We start from the raw sequence: 25,892 nt of genomic DNA, 5'->3' as shown, positions 1-25,892 counted from the left end.
ATGATGAAACACCGCATCACCCCACTTTGGAAAGCGCTTTCACTGCTCGTTGCCCTACAGCTCAGCGCTTGTTCGCTCTTTATGAAGCCCGATACATCGAAAGGAAGTGGTATCGAGCTCAATCAACTCGAATGGGAAAAACCCATACTACAAATGAAAGCAGGCGGTATGGAACACGTAAAGCTCACCGCTTCCCCACGGGAAAAACAGCGTAATGCCAACATTACGTTTGAGTATGATGAAAAGATTATTAAAGTGATAACGAATAACTATGGCGTCGTTATCGAAGCGCTGAAAGCCGGCCGTACCGTGCTGACTGCCCGAAACGGTTCTTTAAGTACCAACCTTGTTATTACCGTTGACGGATATGCAGAAGGCTATAGCCGTCCGCCATACATTTATTCGCAAGCAAAAGTATTAACGTTAAGACCTTTTATCCAAGAGCGTATCTCTGTTTCCCTTTATGCAGGACAACCGGAAGACGGCAGTGAGTTCCGTTGGACGAGTGAAAATCCTTCCGTCGCTGAAGTTATTCCGAACGGTCAGTTTGCCCTCATCGAGACAAAAGGAGAAGGACATACTCGTATTAAAGTAACGCACCCCAAAGCGGAACATCCCTATACGATGCTTGTCTACGTCTTTGCCGATAATCAAAAGCCGACCTTTATTACCACGCAAGAAAATGTCGTTACCCTTCAAAAGGATAAGGGAGAGCGTACGATTACCGTCGACCTTGAAAATCCGCAAGGAACCGTTAACCCTGCAAGTTATCGCTGGACACTTTCCACCAAAGACGGTAAAAATCCGTGCGTCAAAGTCGAAACGAACGGGAATAAAGCAGTCCTGACTCCCCTCGAAGCGGGAAGTTCCCTTCTACAGGTTTCTCACCCGCAGAGTGCCTATCCGCTTGAAATCCTCGTTCGCACCGTCGAAATCGTTAAAAACGTACATATCGAATTGACGAAAAAATATGTCGAGCTTTCAGGAACGGCGACAGAGACAATTACCGCGACATTAAAAGGGTTACCGGTAGATGCTTCTTCCTATGATACCAATGCGTTCGTATGGAATATCGAAGAAAATACCTGCCTTGAATCCGTCGCTCATGCCGACCAGCTCTATCTTTCGGGAAAGGCAAACGGTATCGTCCGCATCTCCGTCTCACATCCGAAAGCGCAATATCCGCGAGAACTGTTTGTTTCCGTTATTAATCAACAAGCCGACGCCCTTGATGCCTCACGCTATATTACTACCACTCAAAACTTTATTCGTACAAAAGTTGGCGCTGCCGCTATTCCGGTTGATATTCAACTTTTTGGCGGCGAAGAAGGGGATGAGCGGGATTTCCTCTGGACGGTTTCAGGAAAAGACGTTGAAGGAAACAAGGCTGATATTATTAAGCTTGAAACACCGACTGGTACCAGTATCTCCCGTGCAGCAGCTCCTACGTATGCGTTTGGTAAAGCACTGATCACACCGTTGAAGGAAGGCACGGCAACGATTTCCCTTACCCATAAGAAAGTAAAGTACCCGACCGATATTATCGTAAAAGTACTTCCTTCTTATGCCGTTCTTGAAGATCCCCTCTATTTTACCGGCTCTTCTCTTGAAACACTGATAAACGGTGCGGAAAAAGATATTTCCGTCCGTCTGATGGGAACTGTGAAAAAAGAAAGTGATAACGAGAAAATTAGCTGGAAGTCAAGTAACGATACAACTCTTTCCGTAACCGGCAGCGGAGAACAGGCGCACATTAAAGCTACGGCGAGCGGAAATACCGTTTCCTTTATTACCGTAAGCCACCCGAAGGCCGAAGAAAATAAAAAAATTACCGTCCTTTCGGCTGATTCAGAACAAGACCTTCAAAATATGAAAGTCCTTTATGCTGATAAATATTCCTACGGCCTAAGAGCAAAGGCGGAGGCGGAAGCGTTTATCTCGTATTACGGATTATCGGAAAGTGAAATCGAATCCCTCGTTTGGACAATACAGGATAACGGCATTATATCCCTCGAAAACCCGACCAATGAACAAACGCACAAAGTGCAGCATACGATGGCAAAGTTGCGCGGTTTAAAAGCAGGGCAAACAACCGTTACGGTGAGTGTTAAAAATATCCCGACCATTAAGCCGGTAAAACTCACCGTTACCGTTTACCCTGAAAATGCCGACCTCTCCGTACAAGGGCAAGCGCCCTATCTTACGACTGACCAAAATGTATTGGTGCTTTCAAAAGCCGGACAAACCGGCGCTCTACAGGTACGAGCCATCGCACTTTCTGAAAGCAAACAGCAGGCGATTACGTGGACACTCGAAAAGCCCGGCATCATCGCGCTCGCTCCGAACGGCTCATCTGCTCATGTAACAGCCTTACAGGAAGGAGAAACGAAAGTAACCGTTTCTCATCCAGACAGCCAAAATGCACTCACCCTCTTTGTCAAAGTCGGAAGTGAATACATTCACAATAACCCTAAAACGGCTTTTATTTCGCTCAGTGCCGATACGGTACCGCTCGTAAAGGATGCAAAACCGGCAACCTTAAAGGCAACTCTCACTAATGCAGGAGGCGCTCAAGGCGGCTTTTCTTTTACGATCGACCATCCTGAAATCGCCTCTCTTTCAAGTACCGACGAAGGCGTTTGCGTTATAACGCCGGTAAAAGCAGGACAGGCACAGATCGAGGTAAAAAATAAACACTGCTCCCTTTCCCGTAAAGTTCTGGTTCTTGTCGCAAACTCTCCGGAAGAGCTGAAAGGACTGACCTATCTTACGACCAATATGAATGTCGTAACGGTTTACAAGGGGCAAAATAGAAATGTCTCTGCTGCAGTCCGCAATAGTGACGCTCCAATCCTTGACGGCTTCCGTTGGGAAAGTGCCGATAAGGGAATTGCAACCGTTGAACAAAGTTCCGGCGCCAATGCCGTTATCCACGGCAATGAAATCGGTACCACCCGCCTGACCGTCTCGAATACCCACTGTATCTATCCGCTTGAAATTATCGTCCAGTGTGTCGATCCTATCCTTGCAAAGAATCATCCGTATATCGACACTCCGGCAAACATTGTTCCGTTGACTGTACGTGCAAACAATGTACCCGGCGGATGGCAGACTATTACCGCCTCTCTTGAAGGAGGAACCGAAGCGGATAATCAGAATTTCAGTTGGGCAATCGAAGATTCCTCTATCGCCCAGATGTATGGACAAGGCTCCTTATGTAAGGTACGCGCACTCCTTGCAGGTTCGACCCGCATTGTGATTCGCCACCCAAAAGCAGAAGAGCCGTGTTACGTTCTCCTTCTCTGTGATGCAGCCCCTCAAACGAATTGCTCCATCTCCGTTCGTGAATCGATTATCACAATGAAGCCGTCGGAAGGAGATAAAACGATTACGGCAACCCTCATCAACGGTACCCTTGAAGATAAATATGCCTTTAAATGGTGGGCAGATACCTACGATGTCATTAGCCTTAATTATTCGGCAAATATTGCCAGTATCCGTCCCATCGGTGAAGGGGAAACAACCATCCATATCACCCATCCGAAAGCACCTTATGAACAGGAAATTAAAGTGCGCGTCAGCGAATACACCGAATTTGCCTTTGCTGCCGACTTTATTACCCTTACCGAAGGAAAGACGCAGTTCCTTTCGATGAAAGTCCCGTCTTCTTCGATAAAAACGCATATCGAGTATATCAGTGAAAAACCGACGCTCTGTATGGTAACCGGTACCAATAAGACCGCGCAGCTGAGTGCCTTAAAACAAGGTTCCACGAAAGTAAAGGCACGCCTTATCGCCACTAAAACCGGTGCCGTACAGGCAGAAGCCGAAATTCTGGTAACGATTGAAAAAGCCGACCCCGATATGGTCTATATCACCGCCTCTAAAACTGTCTATATGATTGAACAAGGCGCGACGCAAACCATTACGGCGAATATTCAAGGGAAAAATATTACCCCTGTTGACGTGCAGAATTTAAAGTGGAAAAGCTCTGAGCCTTCCATTGTCAAGCTTGCCGCCGCTTCTTTTACCGGCATTTCCATGGGGCCGGAAGCGGTCTTACAAGCGGTCGGACAAGGAGAATGCACCGTTACCGTCAGCCACGAAAAAGCGCAGTCGGATTTAGTCTTAAAAATAATCGTTCCCGGAAAGGATAAACAAGAGATTACCTTAAATAAAACCTATATTCGCCTCGAGACAGGTTCTCAGACTGAAGTAAAGGCGAATATTCCGGGGGGTAAACCAAACGACTATAAGATGATTGAATGGTCAATTGCAAAGTATAATGGAGAAACAATTGCAAATGTGCTTGGCAAGGGACAATCCGTTGCCGTCTATGCGGTAAAACCCGGTAAGTCCGCTTTACGTGCGACACTTCCGAACGGCAGCGTCGCAGAGTGCGAAATCCTCGTCGAAGCAAGTAGAGACTTACAGTTTTCAACGCAAAGTATCCGCGTCGCTCCCGGCGCTACACAGACCTTTACCTATCAAGTTTCTCCTTCCGATGTCGCCGTCGAATGGCGCACCTCTTCGGATGATGCCTTCTCTTACTCCGTCGATACCGTTAAAAAAGAAGTAACCATTACCGGCCGCAATGAAGGAAACGGTATCCTCACCGGTGTTACCCAATACGGCAATAAGGCGTCCATCCGTATCGTCTGTGCATGGGATTATGCCTTGACCCTCGGAAAGTCTGCGATTATAAGCGAGCCGGAAATTAACCCCGCACGCCCGGAGGACTTCGTTATCCCCTATACCGTTAATCCGAAAGACGCCGACTTAGAAATCAATTGCGACACCGATATTGCAGGCTTTATCGTCGATAAAGAGAAAAAGAAAATCTTTATCACCCCGAAAAAAGAAGGGGAGACAAGTCTTACCGTTACTGCAAAAAATCCGCATAAAGACGACTATACCTTTGCTACCCGTAGCTGCATGATAAAACTGCGCTACGCGAAAGTAAACCTAATTGCGGAAAAAATTACGCAAACCGGTTCCTTTAGCCGCTTTGATAAAGGCATAAACCGCATTACTATCGGAGACGGGGAAGACTTTACCTTCCGCCTCGCTGCCGATAAAGAGCGTGCAGACCTTGCCGTCACCAATGCAACCTTTACAGCAGCGAATGGTACTGAGATAACCCTCAAAGAAGACTCTTCCGGTAATGCAGATATGTACACGCTTTCGCACCCGACCGATTACCTTGAGTATCGCTATCTTATTGATAAAGATGTACGGTGTATGATAAATATGATTTACTATACATCTCGCTACGATTCATATCATGAAGTTGACACAGAGGTTCAACATGATGATTGGAAAGAGTGTTCAAATATCGGCTGGCGAGAATTTAGTACCCAATACCAGGGGGCGTGGCCAGGGACAACAGGACGTAAAGGAATGGCCTTTTATGGCATAAACAACGGATATGAAATAAAATTAGATCCACGAAAAGAGATAGGTCGTTTTAATAACGAATACTTCTTCAAGCAACGTGAGGATTCAAGACTCGCTGACCTTGTAAAATTCGAGACAACTCCGTGCACCCCGTATTATGTTCTTGAGGCAGAGTTTAAACACAACGGCTTATGGTATAAGCCGGCAATTCAATATGAAAATACAGTTGTTAAAAGAGATGGGCTTAAAACCTGGTGGGAGCATGTTTCGTATGATGACCATCCTGAAAAAAACTTACATAATTTTGCACGTTCTCCGGTTGTCTCAAAGGAGGTAAAACTCAACGATTTTGTAGGAAACCTTACCGTTACCTATACACACCTCGGAAAATCCGGAAGTCAAAAAATACCGGTTTACTTTGAAAAAAGAAGCTGTATGAAAGATCGATAAATAAAAGATAAAAAGGCACCTGCTATTATAGCAGGTGCCTTTTATACTTAGGGCTGAAGTGTTTTTAAGAGGGAAGAACAATAGAAGATACCGTTTGAGGAATCAAAGAAGTAAGGGTCTTGCTTGAAAGAATAAACACGACCCCCCAGTCTCTTGACTTTAAAATAAGTGTAGTGCCTTGGTATGAATAAATAAAGTTCATACCAAGGAAATTCAGTAAATTATTGGAAATTGTGTACGGTCCGGTTCCTCTACCTTTATCTATCCATTTGTTTTCATCTTTAAGATACTCCTCTCCAGTTATTTCATATGTCCCATCTTTCTTAAAAACAACCCGAACATTCCGAAATGCATCGTATAATTTTGTTTCTTTGTTGGTTGCTTCATCATAAGAAAATACGATACCGCTACCGGTAAATACCGCTTTATCTTCTTGGGGCAAGGTTAGACCCTTACCGCCGGATGTTATACCTTGCCCACAAGAGAGGGCGGCACAGACAAAAGCAACAAGTGCTATTAATTTCATTCCTTTTTTCATACAACAACTACTCCTTAGTCTTCCATTCTTATGGTATAGCTATCTATGCTGAAAGTAGATTGTTCAATGGATTTGATTTTTCCTTTTACAGAAACCATTTCACCCTTACGATATTTTATATATTCATCATTATTAGTATCAAAAGTGATGTACATAGTCGATGATGTAAAAAATTTTGACTCGGGTGTATAAGAACCGGTAATTCGATATTTATATTCCTTAGAGAGGCCTTCTTCCATATTGTGCATCATATACTGTATTGAAAGTATCCGATTAGAGAGGTTAATCGCTTCTATCCATCGTTTAAAGGCAACTGAATTCATCCCATAGCAAACTGAATGCAAAAAATCCAAATTTGAAATTGTTTTATTGAGTCTATTTTCAAAAGCTTCATCAGATAATTTCATAATATCGGTAATATTTTTTGCAGCTTTATTCTCAATACTGACAAGATCTAATTGTGTTGTTCTGAATGCACCCGTTTTTAAATCTTCAATTTCAGGTTTACTTGCTGTAACCAAAACAGCGGTTGTATTATCCGCATTTTTTTCTGCTGTTATGGTAACAGAACAGCGCACTGTTACATTTTGTATACCAAAATTTTTAGCCATAAAATACATTGTCGCTTGATACTCATTTCGCAGAACATCAAAACCTGTAAAATAAGTTCTACCCTCAGCATTGTTAAGGCCTTCATACACGCCAACAAACAAGGGGCGTTCATTATTATACGCATAGTGTTCTTTTACGCTTTGTTTAACAGCCCCTCCGAATAGAAAGCATCCGCTTACCAAACTTGTAATTATGCATAAGATAATGACAGCACTAAGATTGCTTTTTTTCATACAACAACTACTCCTTCATTTTTTGTTGTTTATTCGATACTCGATAGCCATTCGGTTATCGTTTGTTATACAAAATTAAGTATACGTTACCGGCACACAAAATGCAACAAGAAAATCAAAATCAGCTGTCATAATGGCCTTTACATGAAACAATAAAAATGATACCGTCTTGTTCATAATATACAATTCTATTCGCATCATCGATACGCCTGCTCCATAGACTGGTCAGATTTCCCTTTAATGGTTCCGGTTTTCCGATCCCCTCAAACATATTTCTCTTTTTGCTCATCCGTGAGCGGATTGCATTTTGTTCATAAAGTCAAAAATAACTATAGTCCTACATTTATTTTAAGCGCTAGCAGAGGATTTAGTATCCAAGGTTCCTGTGGAATAAATCCTCGTGGCAATGAACCTTCAAAAGCTTCTTTCGTAATATGTTCGTCAAGCGATAATTTATCATATGGTATTTCTTTAAGCCTCTTATATTGTTCAAGATGCTGCAGTATTTTGCTATACTGCTGTTTTTCTATTTGATGGCTCACCCCATTTGTATGATACGCTATGAATTTAAAAGCGTCAGTGATAGAGTATTTAGAATCTCCATCAATATCATACGGTTGATCAATCCAGCGAAAAAACGCAACGAGCAGGATATTCGCATACCATGAAATATCACCATATTCAACAGGTGTACTCATACTAACTGCAATTTTAGTAGCACCGATGATGATAATCTCGGGAGTATATGTACCGTCTCGTTTTTGCTCCTTTTGTATCTCTAAATGGTCAAAAATACCAGCATAACACTGCCCTAAAAATAATAAGACCGTGCTTGCGTTCGCATACTGCTTTATTGTATATAAGAATTGATAGGGCTTTATTGGTAAACGAGCATCTATCCCCTCAATACTACCGTGTCCTGTAACAATTATCATAATATAACGCCTATTAAGCGAAGCTAATAATGATGGAAGTTTGTCATAATTATGGATAACCGTGTTTTGACCGAGTAGCGGAAAAAATATGTTACGGATTCTTAAACTATCATCGTCCATTACTAAAGAAATATTATTGATTGGTATACCTTTCTTTAAGAGAATTGTTATGCCGAAAACAATATCATAAATATGCCGATCTTCCGGTTTTTGAGAACTTGTCAGCATAAAAAGCCACTGTGTATTCTCTTTCGTTATATCATCCATGACGATTCTGCAAGATTTAATTTTGAAGGTTTCGGAATATCATCAAAATTGATAATCGATTTATAGTCTATATCAGCCGTTTTCGGATATATACCAACTGCACTGCCATCTTCGGATAACAGTATGTCTTGTTTATCAGTTGATAATAAATACCTTACATTAGAATCAGATGGATAATCAACTTCATATAAAAACCATATCCCGTAATTAATGAGATCTTTTGTGATGCCCTGCAGGTGTCGTAATGATGAGGATGTAATATCTTTTGTTTTTAGTGTTTGCATACTATTTTTCCTCCTTTTATTCCCGCAAAAGCAATTGCGGCATCTGCCCGTAAAGCATCCATATCGGCTTCCAGTGCTTTTTGATCATTGGTATACGATAAAACAATATCATCATATGGAGTATATACACCGAGCAAATCGATAATACTTGCAATGCCGTCTACCACCGATGGCTTTGATAATAAAAGTTTTGTCATTGAATAGTACTCCAAAAGAATTTTTTGATTGAATACTCAAGCGAGCCGACAACCTGATCTTCCATAGATAGCTCTTTTCATCATTTACTACCTCCCTTGTTATACATAAAATATGTTAGTGTATTAAGCAGTTTTTTGCAAGCGGATAACAAATTATTACTTTTCTCGTTTTTCATAGATGAACCAGAGGTCTGGATCAATCCAGTGCCGTAATGCACGTATCATAGAATATGAAGGAAAGCCAAAAGCTTTCCTACTCTTCAAGTTATAGAGCTGATCATAATTAATGCCGTTTTCAGCACACCATGAGTAAGTAAGCGGCTCTAAGTGTTTATACCCTGCGGAATGCTCCCTCACGATTCGGTAATCATCCGGGCCGGTAAAGTGTTTTTGCTCAGGCTTTGCTTCTGCCGTCGAGGTTACCCACCAAGAAGGCGGAATAACATTCCGTAAGCGAAACATCGTCTCGTAGGTCGGTTTTGTCATACCGGTGATATTTCTAAAGAAAGAGATGTACTCAAGTCCATTCTCAAGCGCAAAGGAGCGGATACTCCTCCCGCTATTTTTTACAAATTGAACTGCATACAGTTCGCTTTTATCTTCAGCGGGTTTGGTTGCTTCTGCAACAGGTTCTTGTGTAAGGTACTGCATCAAGGCCGCTTCGATAATCTTCGATTGCGAAACGCCGGTCTCTTGTTCTTTCTTAAGCAGTTTATCATAGAGATTTTTCTTTATATTTGCGCTTATTTGTTGCATCGTAGTGTTCCTTCAAACATGCTACTCATCGTAAACCTCTTTGCGATGACCTACTTCAACAACAGTAATTACAAGCTCTTTATCAACAATTCTGCAAAGAAGCCGATAATCGCCCACCCGATACCGCCAGAAGCCTAAGAGGTTTCCTACAAGCATTTTTCCACTAGCTCGTGGATCGCTCATACCTTCCAGCTTCAAAATAAATTTTTGTATTTGCTTCTGAATAGGCGTATCAAGCTTCAAAAAAAACTTTTTCGCCTTATCAGAAAAAACAACTTTCATAACCCAGCCTCAGCAAAAACATCTTCCGAAGAAAAAGACTTTTTACCAGACTTTTCATAATCAGCCCAAGCAGCGACAGCAGCTTCATAATCTGCCTTATCTTCAAGGCATTCATTCAGGAACAACTCCGCCGCCTTGTTCATAAACCAACTTCGAGAGCAACCACGATAATCACAAAAATCATTGATTTTCTGAAACATATCGGGCTTAAAACTCACGCTCATACTCTTAGCTTTAGCCAAAACTGCCATAAATGCCCCCAAATAACACCCCTTACGGGGCTATCATCTGATACTAAAAATAGTACTTATTTAATAATTTTATTAAAAATATTAGAATTATTCATATTTGTCAAGCAGTATGGGGTAAAACAACAACCGAGAAAGGCTTCAAAGGACTAAAATTTTCTAAAACAGCATCGATTGTATTGTACGAATGGCTTTTGCGATCAAGAAAGGAATATTGTAATAACAGAAGATGGCTAAAACCGCCAGCATACTCAGCTTGAGCGCGAACATAAGGAAGCGTAACAGCCGCGATCGTCGCCGGTATGATTGGCGCGGAATAATGATAATATACGGCTCATCATCGTCAAAAAAACGCATCATTGGTTTCCTTACAGGCTGCTGTGTACCGCATGCTTATGGGGACTATCAGTTAAGCAGTCGACATAATGTGCAAGACGCATCACATAATGAATATCAAGTGGCTCTTTTATACGAACAGCAATATACAGCCGCCCATCTTTTTTAAAAAAGCGTACCGGAGACAGTTGTAAGAAGGATATTAAAGATGGAGCTGTAAAGGTAAGACGCAAGGCCATCGGATCTCGGATATTCATTTTGCCTTCCTGTCCGCAAGAAAGGAGTAGACCATGTTCGGCAATGTTTTCAATGATGCAATCATATTCATAGCCGTCTATCAAAACCGTTTGATACAGCTGTTTAAGACCGAGCATTTTCCAATACGTAACTCCTACTGGAAGCCGTCTTTCGCCTCGTTTATCTGCTGTTTCAAAGCGGCTTTGAAGAAATGCAAGTTTATATGCTAATTCTAACGGTAAGGTATGAGTGAAGACTGCTGTGTAATGCCGCCTTTTACCGCGAACACCGGTTAATTGTACCGGTACCGATAAACGTTCCCTTCGATAGGTAATAAGCAGTTTATCATGTCCCTGTCTCGGGGACAATTCCGTAATACAGTAAAGCTGCCATGCTTCTTGAAAGAAAAAAACCGGAATACACGAATGAGGTGCTCCAGCCTCCTCAATTACAATCTTTTCAATTCCTAAATAGCTTAATACCTGTTTATCGACATGAATCACAGGGGACACTCCTTTTTCCTTGTTCGGCATACCAATAGCCGTATTTTTCTAACAACGTGATAAGCGTTCTTTTACCCATCTTTTTTTGATCGAGGAGCAGCCCCAACTCTCGATAAAAAAGTGCATCAAACCCAAAATACGCACCATAAGTAAGGTTATCTAAAAGAAATAACATCCGCTTTAATACATCAATACGCCTTCCGGTCGCGGTGTATAAAACGGTTACCGCAGGCCTTACCAAAGGAAGTATCCGTTTACATCCGGTTTCTTTCCCATAAATAATGTATGCACGGCGCGTGGAAGGGAAGGTGTAAAAAAGAATGACGGGACTTTTATCATCAAAGGTAAAGACGGTCGCATCCGGAAGCGTTTCAACATGGGCGGCTCCTCCGTGTGCGAATAGAGACAGTCCCTTTTTTTCAGATGGAATAGATACGGTAATCATACTATATAAGATAATGTATTGTAGTAATAACATCAATACGATATACTAAGAGTATAATATTGTAGGAGGAATTGTATGCAAGGATTCTTGCCTCCGGCGCCTGAAGTGCGCGTTTTAACTCAAATTACCGAATCATTTAATCTTTCAAAAGATGAAGCTGAAACCGCTTTGTTACTCCTGAAAGCCCGTGCCAAAACCCTCGATATGTCATTCGATGAGTACCTTTCAACGTACCATCCGAAAGGTTTTGTCGTTTCCGATACGAGCCTTCCGGATGATGTAAAAGGCTATACAGCCTTTTTATCAGGTGATGCCCGTGCCCTTATCGGGGCAGGGAAAAATGCGGACTTTTTCACCTTTGTCCATGAAGCCGCTCATGTCTTTAGGCGGCAGTTAACCGGAACGCTTAAAGAAAAGGCAGAGAAAGTCTTTAAGGTAGAAGAAAGTACATGGACTGAAGCGCAGGAAGAAGCGTTTGCTTTCGGGCTTGAACAGTATATCCGCTTACGCCTTGCGGCTTCCGAAGACCACCACCTCGTCTTTGAAAAAGGAGCGGCCTTCGTACAGCGCGTTTATAACGGCCTTGACCGAATTATTCCGCTTAATCCCGAAATGATCCGGGTATACGATGAGCTTTTTACAGCCGAACGGTTTATGTTTAATCAACAGCGCTTTGATGAAGCAGTCGATACCATCAGTACTCAAAAAGATGCATCGCAGTTTGCTGAAAGTCATCTATACCTCGGTATGACGGCGCCTATCTATCAAGAACTTGGCTTTGAACGTTTACCGGTGATGATAACTGCTCGTCATATTCAAAATATTATGCAGCCGGAAAAAGAAGGAAGCGCTCCCAATTACCACGGACTTACGCCTGAGATGATAAAACAAATTCCGGATGCGTTAAAAAAGCCGCTTCTTGTTATGCAATCGCAACGGAGCGATAGTAAAGAAGATATTATTGCGGTTGTGTCACTAAAAGATAGTGAAGGCCGCCCGATCATTATCCCGCTTTCACCGAATAAAAAAGGTTTTTTCAATGGTATTGAAGTCGATATAAATCTTGCAAAAACGATATACGGGAAAGACCGCTTTACCAACTTTTTACAAAAAGCAGTACAAGAAAAGAGAGTGCTATATATAAATGAAAAAAGCCAAGAATTAGCAATCCCGGAGCTCCAATTGCTCCGCAACTACCATTCTCAGCTTCTGTATGAAAATATAGCAGCATATCATGATTCTGTCAAGCAAAAAAATCCCGGCATTCCGCTTCTGTATCAAAAAACAGCGTATTATGCAGGGCAGCAGGGGGCATTTGATTTTTTAAATGATCCGGTAAAGCAGGATGCTGTAGCAATGTCTCACAGTCCTCATCATACCGTTTCGCATATCGATATCGCAGCGGATAAAAAAGAGGCAGACGGTAGTGCGAATGCGAATACCCTAAAAATAGTCAATAATACCGCACTGAAACGTGTGCAGCTCTTTTTTCCGGACAAGCCATCTGATGATGTCAGAAGCGATTTAAAAGCGCATGGCTGGAGATGGTCGCCGCGCAATTTTTGCTGGCAGCGGCTCAATACCGAAAACGGCCTTGCCGACGCCGCCAGAATTCAAAAAACATGGTATCCGGAAAAAGACGAGAAACAAGCACCGAATATAAAGCCGGAAAACGTACCGCCGGTTTCTACAGAAAAGCAAGAGTTGCCTCTTACCCCTGAAAGAAAAGAGATAGTTCTTACCCGGAAAGACTTTGCTAATGCCCAAAAGGTTATTCCACCTTTGCAGTACCGCACAACGGTCGCTTTCACACGGCAGTCAGAAGATGCAGAATTCTTTAAGGAAATTATTAAAACCGTTTCCGAAATAGTTGAAACAGATCGCGCTACCTCTGACAAAAGACGAGGGGGAAAACAAGGACATCCGATTCTTTTGCGCTATTTTCATCCCTCCGGTACTGAATACTACGTGTCTGACATTGATAAAACAAACGGAGAAGTCTATGGCTTTGGTATTTTAAACGGCGACCTTGAAAACGCCGAATGGGGATACAATAACCTTGACCAATTACGTTCGGTACCGAACATGGAGCTTGACTACCATGTCCCCGAAGGGATGACCATTGAGCGGCAGCTGCATAAAACGTATCCTTCTTACTTCCCTGAACCGGAAGATGAGATTGAAAACAGCGGAAAAGATCTCAAAAAAGGAGTAAACCAGATACCGCAACCGATAGTAGCGCCGCTCGCTTCTAGCGAAAAACACGCGACAGCGCTTACACACAAAGAAGCGTATCCGCCGGTACAAGAAGTCGATCAGCTTCAAGCGGCTCAAGGCTCATGGAATATTTTTTACCCGCCACACCGCCACCGGTGGAATAAGGGGCCTTATATCGAAATCTATCATATTGACGATTTTAAACAAGGAGCCATAGGAACAGCCAAAAACGGAAAGTCAAAAAATGATTTTGGCGCATTACTGGAAGGTCTCGACGATGTGGTATTCAAGGCGGATCGTTGCGGAGAAGAAAAAACTGAACGTTTTTTGGAGCAATTTAAAAGCTACGGCTTTCACCCACAAAAGCAGTATACTAATAAAAGAGGACAAAGGCAGTTTATCCTCATGATCCGTGATGGCTCAAAATCAGGCAACGTCGAAATGATCCCAGAACGGAAAGATAAGCAGTTACAGTATACCGTCTTAACGAAAGACGATGACGGTACGATACTTGAAAGGAAAACTTTGAGTGGGGTCCCGCTCTTTAATGTACACTTCTATATGGAAGAGAAACGACAACAGCTCAAAAGGGAGAAAGAATATGGATGGAACCTTGATAGCGGAATACCGGACGGACAGGGGAACCGTCATACGGAAATGGGAGATGCCGGACGGACAGAAGATACAGGAAGAAATACCGGCATGGATGACGGAGCGTTTGAGCGCAGAAGAGAAAACGCTGACAGAGCGAATAACGTACCGCATTACGCCGGAGAAGTTCGGCCGCGTTCTCAAAACGATGAGCGTGGAAGAGTCTCTTTTGTGGGCGGTTCAGATAAACCGAAAAATGGGAAGGCCTCTTACCGAGGAACATCTGATGTCGGCTCTGATCAACCTCGAAATGGATCTATAAAGGCTGAAGGCAACGATAAACAAACTATCGGGGATATAAAGCGTATCCGCGAACAGTGCCTCATTCTCTTAAACGAAAAACGAGCCGATGAACTGACGACTGAAGATAAAAAAATGCTTATGCAGTATGAAGGAGGAGGCGGAACCGGCGAAGCGGATCGGAGTGCATCCGGTGTCTTATATGAATTTTATACACCGAAAGCCGCCTGCGATGCACTCTGGCATCTTGTCGACGCGTATGATCCTACCATAAAAACAGTTCTTGAACCGGCCGGCGGAACCGGACGCTTTTTAGAAGGGCGAGAGCACAATGACTGTACACTTATCGAACCGGATGAGACTGCAAGTCGTATTGCTCGGCTTTTGCACCCTACAGCTGAGGTAAAAACACAAGCGTTTCAAGAACTCTTTTTTAAAGACGGTGTTATTCACAATGCACAGTATACGGGAAAAAAGTTTGACCTTGTAATCGGTAACCCGCCGTACGGTGTCTATAGCGGCTTTTATAAAGGAAAGGGCGAAGGATCTTCTCATAGCCGCTACGAGCAGTATTTTCTCGATCGGGCGCTCGATGTCGTAAAGGACGGCGGCCTTGTTGCGTTTGTCCTTCCTTCTTCTTTTTTACAGAGTGCCCAAACAGAAGGAAAGCGCCTTATTGCTGCAAAAGGAACGCTCATCGATGCGTGGCGACTCCCTTCCGGCGTTTTTCCAACAACCGATGTTGGTGTTGACCTCGTTATCGTCAAAAAAGAAAGAGGATATGAAAAAGATTTTTCACTCGATTCTTTTTTTGCCCGGCACCCTGACCATATTCTCGGAGAAGAAAAAGAAGGAGTCAATCGCTTCGGACAAAAACAAATCACGATAGCCCCTTTTGCAGGAGAATCGCTTGAGACAACTCTTGCGCGTATTATGCCTGAAAGCATTCTGAAACCGGAAAAAGAAGAACTCCACCAAAAGGTCGTGGAAACAGATGCAGCGAACAAAGCGGGAGCCGTTAGCGGCAATAAAGAATCTATTGGAAGTGCTAAAAACTGGTTTGAAGATTACTACAAAAACTCTGTAGGCGGTATGGTACTCCAGTCAGTAAAGGACGGCAACGTCCATATCATCGATCTTACCGGAAAAAATAAGCGAGTATCAATAGTACAAGAAGAACAAACTAATACCGTTTCCGCTGAAAACGAAAATGTCAAATCCGGTACTGCTTCATGGATGAACGGAAGCGTACTGGCAGATGAGGGCATAAGCAGCACATCTATAAAATCAGCGCAAAAACAAACCCTAAAACGGCAACCGGTACCGAATAATGATGAGATGAAACGGCATGAAGGTAAGCTTCTGTCCGCTTCTGACTTTGCCGCTAAGTACGGTAAAACGCTCGATGAGCGGGAAGCGCCGCTTTGGAAAGCGACTGACTATGAAGGGAAAATTGAAAACGCATCGCTAACGGCTGAACAACGCGCCTTTATTGCCCAGCACCCCGATTATATCAAAATCACTGAAACGGCATGGATGCACACGGTCAATTTTACCAAAGGTAATATTTATGAAAAGCTTGAGGCGCTTGAAAAAAATAAAGAGTCGATTGGCGAAACGCTTTACCAACGGCAAAAAAAACTCCTTGAGCAATCCTTGCCGCCTGAAGTACCGTATGAAAAACTGGCTATTCCGGTTCATTCAAATCTCGCTCATGAGTTTATCGTCGCTCGTGATGACAATGGAGTTCCGTATAACCTGAGGGAAGGTTTTATTAAATGGGCAACCGGTGAGCAGTTCCTTTTTGAAGCGGGACTGCCTCTTTCACACCCCTCACGAGTGACGCTCAACGATGAATCGCCGATACGGCCGGAAGATTTACCTCCTGAAATTCGGTGGTATGATATTATCTCGTATATTGATCGGGATCCGGTGCGAGCACATCAAGAGTATACGCCCCAAAAAAAGAAGGCGGCACAGCTTGAAGCTAACAGAACGCGCACTCTTCGGCGCGAAACGGCTGAACGGCTTTTTAACCGTTATATCCAAGAAGGGGTACCTGAAGGAAAACGCCGTGAGCTTTTAACGCTGTGGAACCGCCGCTTTAACGGGTATCGCGGTGCCGATTATGCTAAGCTGCCGCTTTTTGTTTCGGGTATGAGCGAGAAGAAAGACGGGGAAGTCTTTACCCTCTATGAGCAGCAAATAAAAGGGATTTCATTTTTAACCGACAAAGGAAACGGTCTTCTTGCCTATGATGTCGGCGTCGGTAAAACTGCTTGCGGTATTGTTGCAACCGTCAATCAAATCCAAGCAGAAAGAGCTCATCGTCCCCTTATTTGCGTTCCAAAAGCGGTGTATTCAAAGTGGCTCCATGATATAAAAGAACTGTTCCCGACTATCCCGGTAAACGACCTTGGAAACTTTAGTGAAGAAAAGCTCAAACCCTTTTTGGTCGGTGAACACGGACTTTCCCTCGAAAAGGGCAGTATATCCTTATGTACGCATGAAGCGTTACAAGCGGTAACCTTTAAAAAACAGACGCTTGAAGGAGAGTTAACCGTCGATTTACTCGATGCCCGCAGTACCGTAAGCGGTAACGCATGGGATAATGCACAAGAGAAAGAAAGTATTCAAAAGATACTGGGGGAAGCCTCTTCCGTAAAAAACGGGTACGTCTATTGGGAAGATACCGGATTTGACCACATCACCGTTGATGAAGCGCACCGGTTTAAAAACCTTTTTACTATGCCGCGGCCGCAGTATGATGATGAGGCAAAACGGCAAGCCAATGAATTTGAAGGCATCGGAAGCGGCACGCCTTCAAAGCGGGCACAAAAGCTTTTTGCCATTACCCAGCTTATCCAAAAGGAAAATAACGGTAGAAATGTCTTTCTTTTAACGGCAACACCCTTTACGAATTCGCCGACGGAAATCTATTCAATGCTTTCGTATGTCGGGCGGGAAAAACTAAAAAATATGCACCTGTATAATCTCGGCTCCTTTATGACCGAGTTTGCCCAAACCCATACCGAATGGGCGGTAAAACCGAACGGAGAAATACAGCCGAAACAGGTGATGAAAAACTTCCGCAATGTGCAGAGCCTTCAAAATCTTTTGACGGAATATATTGATAAAGTCGGCGCAGAAGAAGCAGGCGTTATCCGGCCGATAAAACGCGTTCATGCGATTGAGCTTGAAGCGACGGAACTCCAGAAAAAAATTATCGATGTAGAAACAAAGCGCCTCAGTACGATTTCAAAAGATGATCCGGGCGGAGCGCTTGTCGCGATGAATAATATGCGCATGGCGCTTTTATCCCCGGCACTCGTAAAAGCAAGCGATTATGATTTTGCGCTGCCTCCCATGACTGAACTCGTTGAAAGCTCTCCGAAATTAACTTTTGTCTGTAATGCCATCGCGGCTTCTTATAAAAAAGTTCCTGCAGGCGGGCAGGTAATGTATATGCCGCGCGGGGTACAAGAAGCGGAAGAAGTAAAACGGTATCTTATTGCGCATGGAGTTCCGGAAAAAGCAATCGGCATTATCAATTCCGGAACATCAAGTAAGAAAAAAGATGAGATGACCGAACAGTTCAATGATAAAACAGCTCCATTAAAAATCATTATCGGAAGCGAGACTATCAGCGAAGGAATCGATTTAAACGGTAATTCTTTTGCCCTCTATAACTGTATGCTCGGTTGGAATCCGACTGAAAGTACGCAAGTTGAAGGGCGTATCTGGCGGCAGGGAAATGAGCAAGGTCATGTCCACATCACCTATCCTCTTATCACCGACTCCATCGATTCGCTGATGTATCAAAAGCATGATGAAAAGTCATCCCGCATCAATGCCTTGTGGAGCTATAAAGGGGATACGCTTGACGTGCAGGATATTCGCCCCGAAGAATTAAAACTTGACCTTATCAAAGACCCTGAAAAAAAAGCAGCGTTTATCATAAGCCGAAAGAAAGCTGCATTGGAAGGAGATCGGGCAGTCATTGACCTCAAATTGAGTACCATCGATTCGATTATCGAAAAAAAGCATGCCATAGCTATCAACCTTGCTGCAGCCGAAAGATGTGATGCCAAAGGAGAAGTACGCTTTTATAAGACAAAACTACAGCTACTTGAAAAAAAAGAAGCTGCGTGCGGCATCGACAGTGAGCACAGCGCCGCTATGCGGATTGCCGAACTCAATGAAGAAAAAAGAAAACTTACTGAACGCATCGACTCAATCGAAAAGGAAAAACCGCGTCTGATTGCCGAGGCGAAGAAAGCGCAAGCTGCGGAACACTCTCTTGCAGGCTCTCTCGTTGATATTACCGAAAACTATGTACAAAATCTCTTAAACGACTTAAAACCGATGGCAGAGGTAAGAAAAGAAATTGAGCTGGACAGGAAACACAACACGCTTTCTACAAAAGAAGTAGTTGAAAATATGCCGAATGAAAAAGTTCTCTCGCATAAGAATGTCGAGATACCGCTTGAAGCGGTTAACAAAACGCAATCGGTACAGCCGATTATTGCACCGCTTCGCTCATCTTCCGGTAGCACGATCGCGTCGGTTACGCAAACCGTATCCGGACAAAGCAAGACAAAAACCGCACAGAGTGCCAATAAACATGATATGTCATTCGAGCGTGCAGTCCCTTCGTGTTATGCACGGATCGGTGGCAGAACGCTTTCTGTACAGTCTCTTGCACAATTGCAAACACACTTTTCTTTTCGAACCGTTGCGGGCAATAATACTTCAACTTTACAACCGCACGAGATTACCGCTGTCGCCCATGCGTTCGCCGATATGGCTGATGTCTTACACCTACCTGATACACAGATCGGAGTTTTTTCAACGCTCGCCCTTTCACTCGCCGGAACACAACAGAAAAGAAGCGGCACCCATTACGATCGGAATAAACAAACACTCTCCTTAATGCATGGAAAATCAGGCGGCCTTTTAGCTGAAAAATGGTTTTCTGCCTTCGACAACCTCCTTTATAGTGCTGCTACCGGTCAAAAAAAAGATGTGTGTCTCACTGAGATTCCTCAAGGAAAAGGAAAAATCAATCAAGCGTTTCAAAACCTTATCACAGCTATTACGGAAAAAGAGGATAAAACCCCATCCGATTATCTCCGTCATGCCCAGCTGCTTGACGGAAAAGAGGCGGCTCATCCGTATTGGGCACGGAAGCAGAATTTAGCAGCACGTGCATTTTCTGCGTATGTTTCTGACAAGCTTGAAAGCTTAGGGAGAAAAAATACGCTTTTATGTTTTAAGCCGGATAACACCTTTTATAAAACACATACTCCGGCGCAAGGAGTACCAAAGCCGTATCCTGAAGGGGCAGAGCGTGCCCGCATCAATAAAGCGTTCGATGCACTGTTTGACGCGCAGCGGCAATTCCTCTACGCGAAAGAACACCGACCACTTGTCGCACAGACGGTAAAACCACAACCTACTTTTACCTTTGAGCGATAGATTTTCATCTACTGTATATTGATGTTATAACATTTATATTGTATACTGCTGGTAGAAAAGATGTTAATTGATAAGCGGCACCGGAAACCAGTTGCCGCGTAAAAGATGCTTTTCATACGTTTTATTCTTGTACGGTGATAATGATGAATACTCAAGAAGAAAAAATGACCAATCAAACAGATGACCGTAAAACAGGCGTTACTTTCAAACCCATTACGGAACTACAAACCGAGCATATGCTCGATCTTTTGGAAAAAAGAAATCTTCCCTTCCTTCCGGATGAAAACGGATTCTGCGATACCCGCGCTGTTCGTAATGCCCTGACCGGTTATGAGTTTACCGGTATCAATCAAATCCTTGCAAAAGCGTATTTGCATGAAAAAGGTTTAGACGGACACAATATTTTGACCTTTGATCAAGCCAATAAGTGCGGCGCCGGTATCAAAAAGGATGCCAAAGCCTTTCTGCTTTCTTTTCAAGATATGGATAAGCGTGATGAAAATGGAAAGGCAAAGGTGGTTATCAATCACTACTTTGCCGATTCCCACGTAAAGCGGCCGGAGAAATTGCCATCACTTTGGAAAATATCGATCTATACAAAAGATAGTATCGAACCGCGCTTTTCAAATCCATCAAAATATCTTGGGGCTTATCTTCTTAGCATACACTATGGTATTGGGTTTACCCCGCCTTCTGAACTTGCAGCAGAATTTTCTCAGAAATTTAAAGAAGCACTCCAAGCTTCCCCCTCCAATTTATTTAAAATCGGACGGGATGCACACAGATGGATGAAAGAAGATGTTTCACAAACAGCTGAACGAGCTGAACGAGCTGAACGAGCTGAACGAGCAGCGCCGACTCACAGCGCATCTTCTTCTTTCTCTCGATAACCGTATACCGCACAAGTACATCTAAGGGAGACCGCTCAAAACAAACGTTGCGAGTGCTCCCTTTAATAAGGAGCAAATGCTACTATGCCTTCTTTTTTTGACACCTCAACACCTATCAATAAAAATGCCTATCGTTCAACCGTCTATCTCGGTGAGAAAGATGAAGTCCTCGATCAATGGACATCAAGCGATACTGCCCGTCACGGAAGCCCTGAAGAGTTTTATACCGACCAAGTCAATAAACTCCTTTCCGTTTGCGTTACCGAACATAATGTTCCGTTTTTCAGGCAGGGAGATAAACCTGTGCCGAACAATCTTTTAAACGGTACGGTAATGAAAGATATCAATAAAGCTGCCGCTGAACTTCATGCGACAGCGACCGGTTGTAAGAAAACCGACTATATTTTCGGTCATGAAGCACGTTCTTTAGGACTTACCCTTGACGTAAGCAAAAACACGACGCCGCTTTTAGTCTGTAACGACACAAAATTTGCTTCCCGCAGCCCGCTTTTAAACGAAATACGAGTTGCCGGAGAAGGAACAAAGACAGGCTTTCAGTATATGTATAATGTTGAACAATTTGACGATCGCAGCCGGAAGCTTTTACACAAAATATTACCTGAGCGGAAAACGTTTGAAAGTGAACAAGCACAAAGCCATGCTCAATCTCAAAAGAACTTTCTCGATAATACCCGTAACCCTGCTATCAAAGAAGCGATGCGGCTTGAAAACGAAAAGCGGAAAGATGAACTTTCCACTGTAGGACTTTTAAATGTCTACAAAGCCATACAAACGCATAATATTGTACAGCAACATGGATCGTATGACCTCGTAGGCGGCGTTCCTTCTTTTGACGCTGATGCCCGTATGAGTGCACTTTTTTCTATGGAAGTGCAAAATGCTTTAAAGAAAATTGATAAAGGAACACTTACAAAACAAGCGCTTCTTTACAGTATGTATCAAGGGCAAGATTTTTCAAACCGCGCGGTAATGCCTCAATTCTCCTATGAAACGAAACATCAAATGGATGAAAAGCTCAAAAAAGAGAAAAATATTCACCTCTCCGCTGCTCCATCCGTCTCTATAAGCCGATAAGCAAAGTATGACTCTTTCTCGCTATGTAAAACAGCACCGGCATCCTTTCGATTTTCCCGACTACCTCGTCGAAAAACCGATTGACATTACTGCTGATGGAACCCTTTCTGAAAAAGGGCTCCATCAGGCCTATCACCTTTTATACCGCTACCGCAGTAAAAAGGTAGAAACGTTCCGCCATATCATCGTCGATGCATCCGGTACTATCCGAGATCAAATCGCCATCACCAATAAAAGCCTTATCTCCGCTTCTTTTTCAGCAGAGAATAAAGATGCAAATACCAAACAAAACCACTACTGGAATGCTATTAAATCCTATTTAAAAGAGCATAACTATTCGCTGCTTATTGCGCATAATCACCCGACAGGACAAATTGTCCCTTCTACACGCGATGAAACATTAACTGCCCAAATCGAACTTGAGCTTTCTTCACTTGGTGGCACTTCCCGCTTTTTAGGACATATCATCCTCGATCATGGTAATTTTGCTTTTTATAAGCCGGGTAAGGGCTGGCAGTATTCCGCAGATCCCGAAACTCGTAAAATACACGATCCGCTCATGCATCCTAAAAAAAATAATAGCATTATTCCCTTTATGATAAGCGGAGATGATACGCATAAAATGATGTGGATTTTAAACGATATTGATGGAAAATCACACTGGAAAACGGAAGGAAAAACACCCTTTTTTGCTCTTGATCAGCGATATGTCATCGCAGGTATTTACTTTTTTAATAACCGTGATATTATTGCAGCCGCTCAGTCGCCTGAACAATGGAACCGTTTTTTCATTGATTTTCATAAAAAGGCAGCCTTACTCGGCGCCGATTCTTTTTTCCCGGTTAACCGAAGCGATGATGAAAAATTAGAAAAGGCATTGCTGTTTATGGCAGAAAAAAAGATTTTCCTTGACGGCTACAATAAAAACTATTGCTTTTCCGATAAAGACCCTGACCTCGCTTCTCATTACATCGATCCCCTCTATTCGCCGACTGTCATTGCATCTTCAAAAGACTTTAAAGAATTTGCACGGCAAAAGAAATTAAAACGAGTGAGTACGTATATCGAACGATAACACGCTTCCATTTACCACAAGCTCCACAGTCAAAAGTCAGCTCCGGGATGTTTTGGGCATCCCTTCACCCGCCTTTTTCGTGTGGATTTGTGGAAAATGAAAGCGGCAAGTCCCTTATTTTTCTTCGACTGAAACGAGCCGAACACTGCCATCGGCATTTTTTTCATACTTTTCAGTTCGCTTAAAGCCGTTCGTACTGATTTCTTTCAAGACTCCTTCCTCCCAGTACTCGATATGTCCCGGCCCCTCAATTGCCGGATACGTCTCATTTCCGTGTAATAACCCATTTTTTAAGCGACAGATGTATCCTTCAACGAGCATATGTTCTCCGTTAATTGGAGTCGGATCATCCCCTTTCGTAAAAACCGCTTTTCCTTTTAACGCATGCGGAAGAATACTTGATGTTTTCTCATTCATATTGATCTCCTCTTTTATCGGTATCATTTATACCATTGTTTTTTGTGTTTAATTTACTCAACGCTTTATGTATCTTTTGCCGATGTTTCATTGAATTCCATTCGTAGGCAAGATACAGTGTGCCAATACAGAATATTACTATGAACGCAATACAAAAAAGAGCGCAGAGTTCACTCGCTGCTTTGATGACAATCATTCCTCTTCTTTGTACACGCTCAACAGCTTGCCCCCCTCCCAATATTCTTGCACACCACTTGCAAGATCATAGAGTGCCGGTAATCCTTTCCGGTGTAAAAGTCCTTTTTGGCGATATTCGACATAGCCGGTTGCACTTTCTATTGCCGGCTGCGTCCCTCCGTCCAAATAGCCATTCTCGTCAAAGCGGAATATCGTTCCGTCGGCGCTTATCATATCGTCGGTAAAAATATGCCCGCGGCGGTCGGTAATCTTCTTTCCGCTTAACGCTAAAAATTTGCATATCGTTTTTAGTTCATTCTTTTCAGCTGTCATACAGACACTCCTCATCATAGTATTGCTCGAACTGCTCAATTTCTGTTTTCTGACACTGACATTTTTTCTGAATTCCTTGCGTAATACACACTAAAATTCGCTCAGTTTCAGGAGAAATACCGCAATCCTGATTTTTTAAATCTTTCCTGATTTCATGCAGCTGCTCCGGCCGCACATCTATCAACACTTTCATAAGTTTCACACCTCCTTAAAAAACTTTTTTCTCAGAGCCGTTTTACAAGGCTCTTTTTAAAGCAAGTATACAGCGCTTAAAATACAACCCCGCTCAATAAATCCTGTTCATCACAAGAGTTTTCAAGACGGCTGTGTTTAAAAAGTTCCGGTAACGCTTCCTCGCTAAAATCTTGTTGAGGGGGTGGAGAACGTGCCGTATCTTGAAGCTCAAATGCAGCCATTTCGAAATGATCAGGTAAAAACCGTGAAATAATTTTTTCACTGCAAAAACCGCTAAAGGGTAATCGGCTTTTCCACCACGTTTTACCGCTTTTTTGCAGTGCCAACACCTGCACATAGTTTTTACACGCGCTAAGAATATTGGTATCAAACGGAATTGTCCGCTCGTGCAGCTTAGTAAGCCCATATTTAAAATCGCGTTGTAAAAATACCAGAAACTGATCGGCTTTGTTTATTCCTGCCTCTACAAACAGCGCATAAATCTCTTCTGCCAGTTTTGTAACAGACGGATTTATTGCTTTTTGATAGGCAATCTTTTCTTCCTCCTCCTTTTTTTTTCGTATCTGTGATTTTTCTTCATCTCCGTCTAAGCTTGATCGTACTTCAAGGGAAGGAGAAGAAGTAATCGTTGAAGGTAATTGATGTATGTAATCGATGTTATTAGTAGATTCGGACAATTTGTCCGAATGGATTCGGTCATTTTGTCCGGATGGATTCGGACATTTTGTCCGGATGGATTCGGTCATTTTGTCCGGATGGAACCGGTCATTTTGTCCGGATGGACTTTTACCAACTTCTCTGAATGACGGCAGAGTGTTTTGTACGCCCTCATCCTTATTTGCATGTGGTATAATACAATTATCTATCACGCCTTTTTCAGAAGACGAGCGTTGTTGCTCTTCTTGTTCAACCGGAGTAGACTCATATACCGCCTCTTCTTGTGTGTTTTCACAAGATACGACAGCGTCTTGATTTTCATCGCTATCATGTACACCATGATTCTGTGATTCCTCTTGCTTTTTTCCGGTATAGAGCATAAGAAGACTGTCGATTACTTTTACCATCACTCGCCAATGACATACCGGTATTCCATTCCTGTGCAGAATCTTCATTTCGATATAGCCTTTTGCAACAAGGTAGTCTTTAAGCCTTCTAAGCTTTCGCTCTTTGATAAAAAGCTCTTTTTCCCATTCTGCATACGTTTTATATATCCAGCCATTTTCAAGGTACGATTTATCAGACCAGTAAATAATTTGGCTTAAAAAGACTGCTGCCTCATAATCATAATCGCACAAAACGAGGTATTCTTTTTGAATACTTACTACGTTCCCTTGCCCTGAAAAGGCAACGAGTAGTGCAAAAACATCTTTTTTATCTACATATTTTTTATCATTCATACTCATA

At 42.9% G+C, this 25,892-nt stretch carries 21 protein-coding genes; 5 read left to right on the top strand and 16 right to left on the bottom strand.

The window, feature by feature from the left end:
- Window positions 1-5,847, top strand: coding sequence for a hypothetical protein (locus tag E4N65_RS06950; protein WP_253672438.1), 5,847 nt, complete (start codon window positions 1-3; stop codon window positions 5,845-5,847).
- A 64-nt stretch (window positions 5,848-5,911) separates the two neighbouring features.
- Here the strand turns inward: E4N65_RS06950 and E4N65_RS06945 are convergent, their stop codons facing one another.
- From E4N65_RS06945 to E4N65_RS06890, 12 genes are all read right to left on the bottom strand, one after another.
- Complete coding sequence (locus E4N65_RS06945) at window positions 5,912-6,385, bottom strand: hypothetical protein (RefSeq protein ID WP_253672436.1); 474 nt, start codon at window positions 6,383-6,385, stop codon at window positions 5,912-5,914.
- A 14-nt stretch (window positions 6,386-6,399) separates the two neighbouring features.
- Window positions 6,400-7,230: a hypothetical protein gene (locus E4N65_RS06940; protein ID WP_253672434.1), complete on the bottom strand. Its 831-nt coding sequence runs from the start codon at window positions 7,228-7,230 to the stop codon at window positions 6,400-6,402.
- Between the two features lie 121 nt (window positions 7,231-7,351).
- Entirely contained in the window at window positions 7,352-7,501 is a 150-nt protein-coding gene (locus E4N65_RS06935) for a Txe/YoeB family addiction module toxin (protein ID WP_253672432.1), read from the bottom strand.
- A 58-nt stretch (window positions 7,502-7,559) separates the two neighbouring features.
- On the bottom strand, window positions 7,560-8,432 hold the full coding sequence (locus E4N65_RS06930; RefSeq protein WP_253672430.1) for a hypothetical protein: 873 nt from the start codon (window positions 8,430-8,432) through the stop codon (window positions 7,560-7,562).
- On the bottom strand, window positions 8,420-8,716 hold the full coding sequence (locus E4N65_RS06925) for a hypothetical protein (protein WP_253672428.1): 297 nt from the start codon (window positions 8,714-8,716) through the stop codon (window positions 8,420-8,422). Before E4N65_RS06925 ends, E4N65_RS06930 begins: the two co-directional genes overlap by 13 nt.
- A complete protein-coding gene (locus E4N65_RS06920) occupies window positions 8,704-8,913 on the bottom strand; it encodes a hypothetical protein (RefSeq protein WP_253672426.1) in 210 nt (69 codons plus the stop codon). Before E4N65_RS06920 ends, E4N65_RS06925 begins: the two co-directional genes overlap by 13 nt.
- Before the next feature lie 156 nt (window positions 8,914-9,069).
- Window positions 9,070-9,669, bottom strand: a complete 600-nt coding sequence (locus E4N65_RS06915) for a ribbon-helix-helix protein, CopG family (RefSeq protein WP_253672424.1) — start codon at window positions 9,667-9,669, stop codon at window positions 9,070-9,072.
- 21 nt (window positions 9,670-9,690) lie between these two features.
- Entirely contained in the window at window positions 9,691-9,951 is a 261-nt protein-coding gene (locus E4N65_RS06910; protein ID WP_044013453.1) for a type II toxin-antitoxin system RelE family toxin, read from the bottom strand.
- Window positions 9,948-10,202, bottom strand: coding sequence for a hypothetical protein (locus E4N65_RS06905; protein WP_044016929.1), 255 nt, complete (start codon window positions 10,200-10,202; stop codon window positions 9,948-9,950). The genes E4N65_RS06910 and E4N65_RS06905 overlap by 4 nt, the downstream gene beginning before the upstream one ends.
- Before the next feature lie 156 nt (window positions 10,203-10,358).
- Entirely contained in the window at window positions 10,359-10,559 is a 201-nt protein-coding gene (locus E4N65_RS06900) for a hypothetical protein (RefSeq protein WP_144389647.1), read from the bottom strand.
- An 8-nt stretch (window positions 10,560-10,567) separates the two neighbouring features.
- Window positions 10,568-11,275 carry a hypothetical protein gene (locus E4N65_RS06895; protein ID WP_253672422.1) on the bottom strand — a complete coding sequence of 236 codons (708 nt, stop codon included), beginning with the start codon at window positions 11,273-11,275 and terminating at the stop codon, window positions 10,568-10,570.
- Window positions 11,259-11,753, bottom strand: coding sequence for a hypothetical protein (locus E4N65_RS06890; protein WP_253672420.1), 495 nt, complete (start codon window positions 11,751-11,753; stop codon window positions 11,259-11,261). The genes E4N65_RS06895 and E4N65_RS06890 overlap by 17 nt, the downstream gene beginning before the upstream one ends.
- 42 nt (window positions 11,754-11,795) lie before the next feature.
- On the opposite strand from E4N65_RS06890, the gene E4N65_RS06885 reads away from it, so the two are divergent.
- From E4N65_RS06885 to E4N65_RS06870, 4 genes are all read left to right on the top strand, one after another.
- Window positions 11,796-20,306, top strand: a complete 8,511-nt coding sequence (locus E4N65_RS06885) for a MuF-C-terminal domain-containing protein (RefSeq protein ID WP_253672418.1) — start codon at window positions 11,796-11,798, stop codon at window positions 20,304-20,306.
- 164 nt (window positions 20,307-20,470) lie between these two features.
- Window positions 20,471-21,196 carry an ArdC family protein gene (locus tag E4N65_RS06880; protein ID WP_253672417.1) on the top strand — a complete coding sequence of 242 codons (726 nt, stop codon included), beginning with the start codon at window positions 20,471-20,473 and terminating at the stop codon, window positions 21,194-21,196.
- 84 nt (window positions 21,197-21,280) lie between these two features.
- Window positions 21,281-22,291, top strand: a complete 1,011-nt coding sequence (locus E4N65_RS06875) for a hypothetical protein (protein WP_253672415.1) — start codon at window positions 21,281-21,283, stop codon at window positions 22,289-22,291.
- A gap of 7 nt (window positions 22,292-22,298) precedes the next feature.
- Window positions 22,299-23,366 (top strand): JAB domain-containing protein, encoded by a 1,068-nt coding sequence (locus tag E4N65_RS06870; RefSeq protein ID WP_253672413.1) that lies wholly within the window; start codon window positions 22,299-22,301, stop codon window positions 23,364-23,366.
- Window positions 23,367-23,480: 114 nt separating this feature from the next.
- Here the strand turns inward: E4N65_RS06870 and E4N65_RS06865 are convergent, their stop codons facing one another.
- The 4 genes from E4N65_RS06865 to E4N65_RS06850 all read right to left on the bottom strand — a co-directional run bounded on the left by E4N65_RS06865 (window position 23,481) and on the right by E4N65_RS06850 (window position 25,885).
- The gene (locus E4N65_RS06865) at window positions 23,481-23,783 is read right to left on the bottom strand and encodes a hypothetical protein (protein ID WP_253672411.1); all 303 of its coding nucleotides are present in this window, start codon (window positions 23,781-23,783) and stop codon (window positions 23,481-23,483) included.
- Window positions 23,784-23,975: 192 nt separating this feature from the next.
- Complete coding sequence (locus E4N65_RS06860; protein WP_253672409.1) at window positions 23,976-24,293, bottom strand: hypothetical protein; 318 nt, start codon at window positions 24,291-24,293, stop codon at window positions 23,976-23,978.
- Complete coding sequence (locus E4N65_RS06855) at window positions 24,283-24,486, bottom strand: hypothetical protein (RefSeq protein ID WP_253672407.1); 204 nt, start codon at window positions 24,484-24,486, stop codon at window positions 24,283-24,285. The genes E4N65_RS06860 and E4N65_RS06855 overlap by 11 nt, the downstream gene beginning before the upstream one ends.
- A 76-nt stretch (window positions 24,487-24,562) precedes the next feature.
- Window positions 24,563-25,885 carry a hypothetical protein gene (locus E4N65_RS06850; RefSeq protein WP_253672406.1) on the bottom strand — a complete coding sequence of 441 codons (1,323 nt, stop codon included), beginning with the start codon at window positions 25,883-25,885 and terminating at the stop codon, window positions 24,563-24,565.
- Window positions 25,886-25,892: the final 7 nt, after the last annotated feature.

It is taken from the genome of Treponema sp. OMZ 855, from assembly GCF_024181145.1.
GTDB lineage: Bacteria > Spirochaetota > Spirochaetia > Treponematales > Treponemataceae > Treponema.
This window is presented reverse-complemented; position numbering and strand designations above follow the sequence as displayed.

Excerpts from the sequence above, each read along its gene's own strand:
- E4N65_RS06905 (WP_044016929.1), bottom strand. The coding sequence starts at position 10,202 with ATGGCAGTTTTGGCTAAAGCTAAGAGTATGAGCGTGAGTTTTAAGCCC.
- E4N65_RS06910 (WP_044013453.1), bottom strand. The coding sequence starts at position 9,951 with ATGAAAGTTGTTTTTTCTGATAAGGCGAAAAAGTTTTTTTTGAAGCTT.
- E4N65_RS06880 (WP_253672417.1), top strand. The coding sequence starts at position 20,471 with ATGACCAATCAAACAGATGACCGTAAAACAGGCGTTACTTTCAAACCC.
- E4N65_RS06945 (WP_253672436.1), bottom strand. The coding sequence starts at position 6,385 with ATGAAAAAAGGAATGAAATTAATAGCACTTGTTGCTTTTGTCTGTGCC.
- E4N65_RS06950 (WP_253672438.1), top strand. The coding sequence starts at position 1 with ATGATGAAACACCGCATCACCCCACTTTGGAAAGCGCTTTCACTGCTC.
- E4N65_RS06885 (WP_253672418.1), top strand. The coding sequence starts at position 11,796 with ATGCAAGGATTCTTGCCTCCGGCGCCTGAAGTGCGCGTTTTAACTCAA.
- E4N65_RS06915 (WP_253672424.1), bottom strand. The coding sequence starts at position 9,669 with ATGCAACAAATAAGCGCAAATATAAAGAAAAATCTCTATGATAAACTG.
- E4N65_RS06900 (WP_144389647.1), bottom strand. The coding sequence starts at position 10,559 with ATGATGCGTTTTTTTGACGATGATGAGCCGTATATTATCATTATTCCG.
- E4N65_RS06875 (WP_253672415.1), top strand. The coding sequence starts at position 21,281 with ATGCCTTCTTTTTTTGACACCTCAACACCTATCAATAAAAATGCCTAT.
- E4N65_RS06850 (WP_253672406.1), bottom strand. The coding sequence starts at position 25,885 with ATGAATGATAAAAAATATGTAGATAAAAAAGATGTTTTTGCACTACTC.
- E4N65_RS06930 (WP_253672430.1), bottom strand. The coding sequence starts at position 8,432 with ATGGATGATATAACGAAAGAGAATACACAGTGGCTTTTTATGCTGACA.
- E4N65_RS06865 (WP_253672411.1), bottom strand. The coding sequence starts at position 23,783 with ATGAATGAGAAAACATCAAGTATTCTTCCGCATGCGTTAAAAGGAAAA.
- E4N65_RS06925 (WP_253672428.1), bottom strand. The coding sequence starts at position 8,716 with ATGCAAACACTAAAAACAAAAGATATTACATCCTCATCATTACGACAC.
- E4N65_RS06935 (WP_253672432.1), bottom strand. The coding sequence starts at position 7,501 with ATGTTTGAGGGGATCGGAAAACCGGAACCATTAAAGGGAAATCTGACC.
- E4N65_RS06940 (WP_253672434.1), bottom strand. The coding sequence starts at position 7,230 with ATGAAAAAAAGCAATCTTAGTGCTGTCATTATCTTATGCATAATTACA.
- E4N65_RS06890 (WP_253672420.1), bottom strand. The coding sequence starts at position 11,753 with ATGTTATTACTACAATACATTATCTTATATAGTATGATTACCGTATCT.
- E4N65_RS06860 (WP_253672409.1), bottom strand. The coding sequence starts at position 24,293 with ATGACAGCTGAAAAGAATGAACTAAAAACGATATGCAAATTTTTAGCG.
- E4N65_RS06870 (WP_253672413.1), top strand. The coding sequence starts at position 22,299 with ATGACTCTTTCTCGCTATGTAAAACAGCACCGGCATCCTTTCGATTTT.
- E4N65_RS06920 (WP_253672426.1), bottom strand. The coding sequence starts at position 8,913 with ATGACAAAACTTTTATTATCAAAGCCATCGGTGGTAGACGGCATTGCA.
- E4N65_RS06855 (WP_253672407.1), bottom strand. The coding sequence starts at position 24,486 with ATGAAAGTGTTGATAGATGTGCGGCCGGAGCAGCTGCATGAAATCAGG.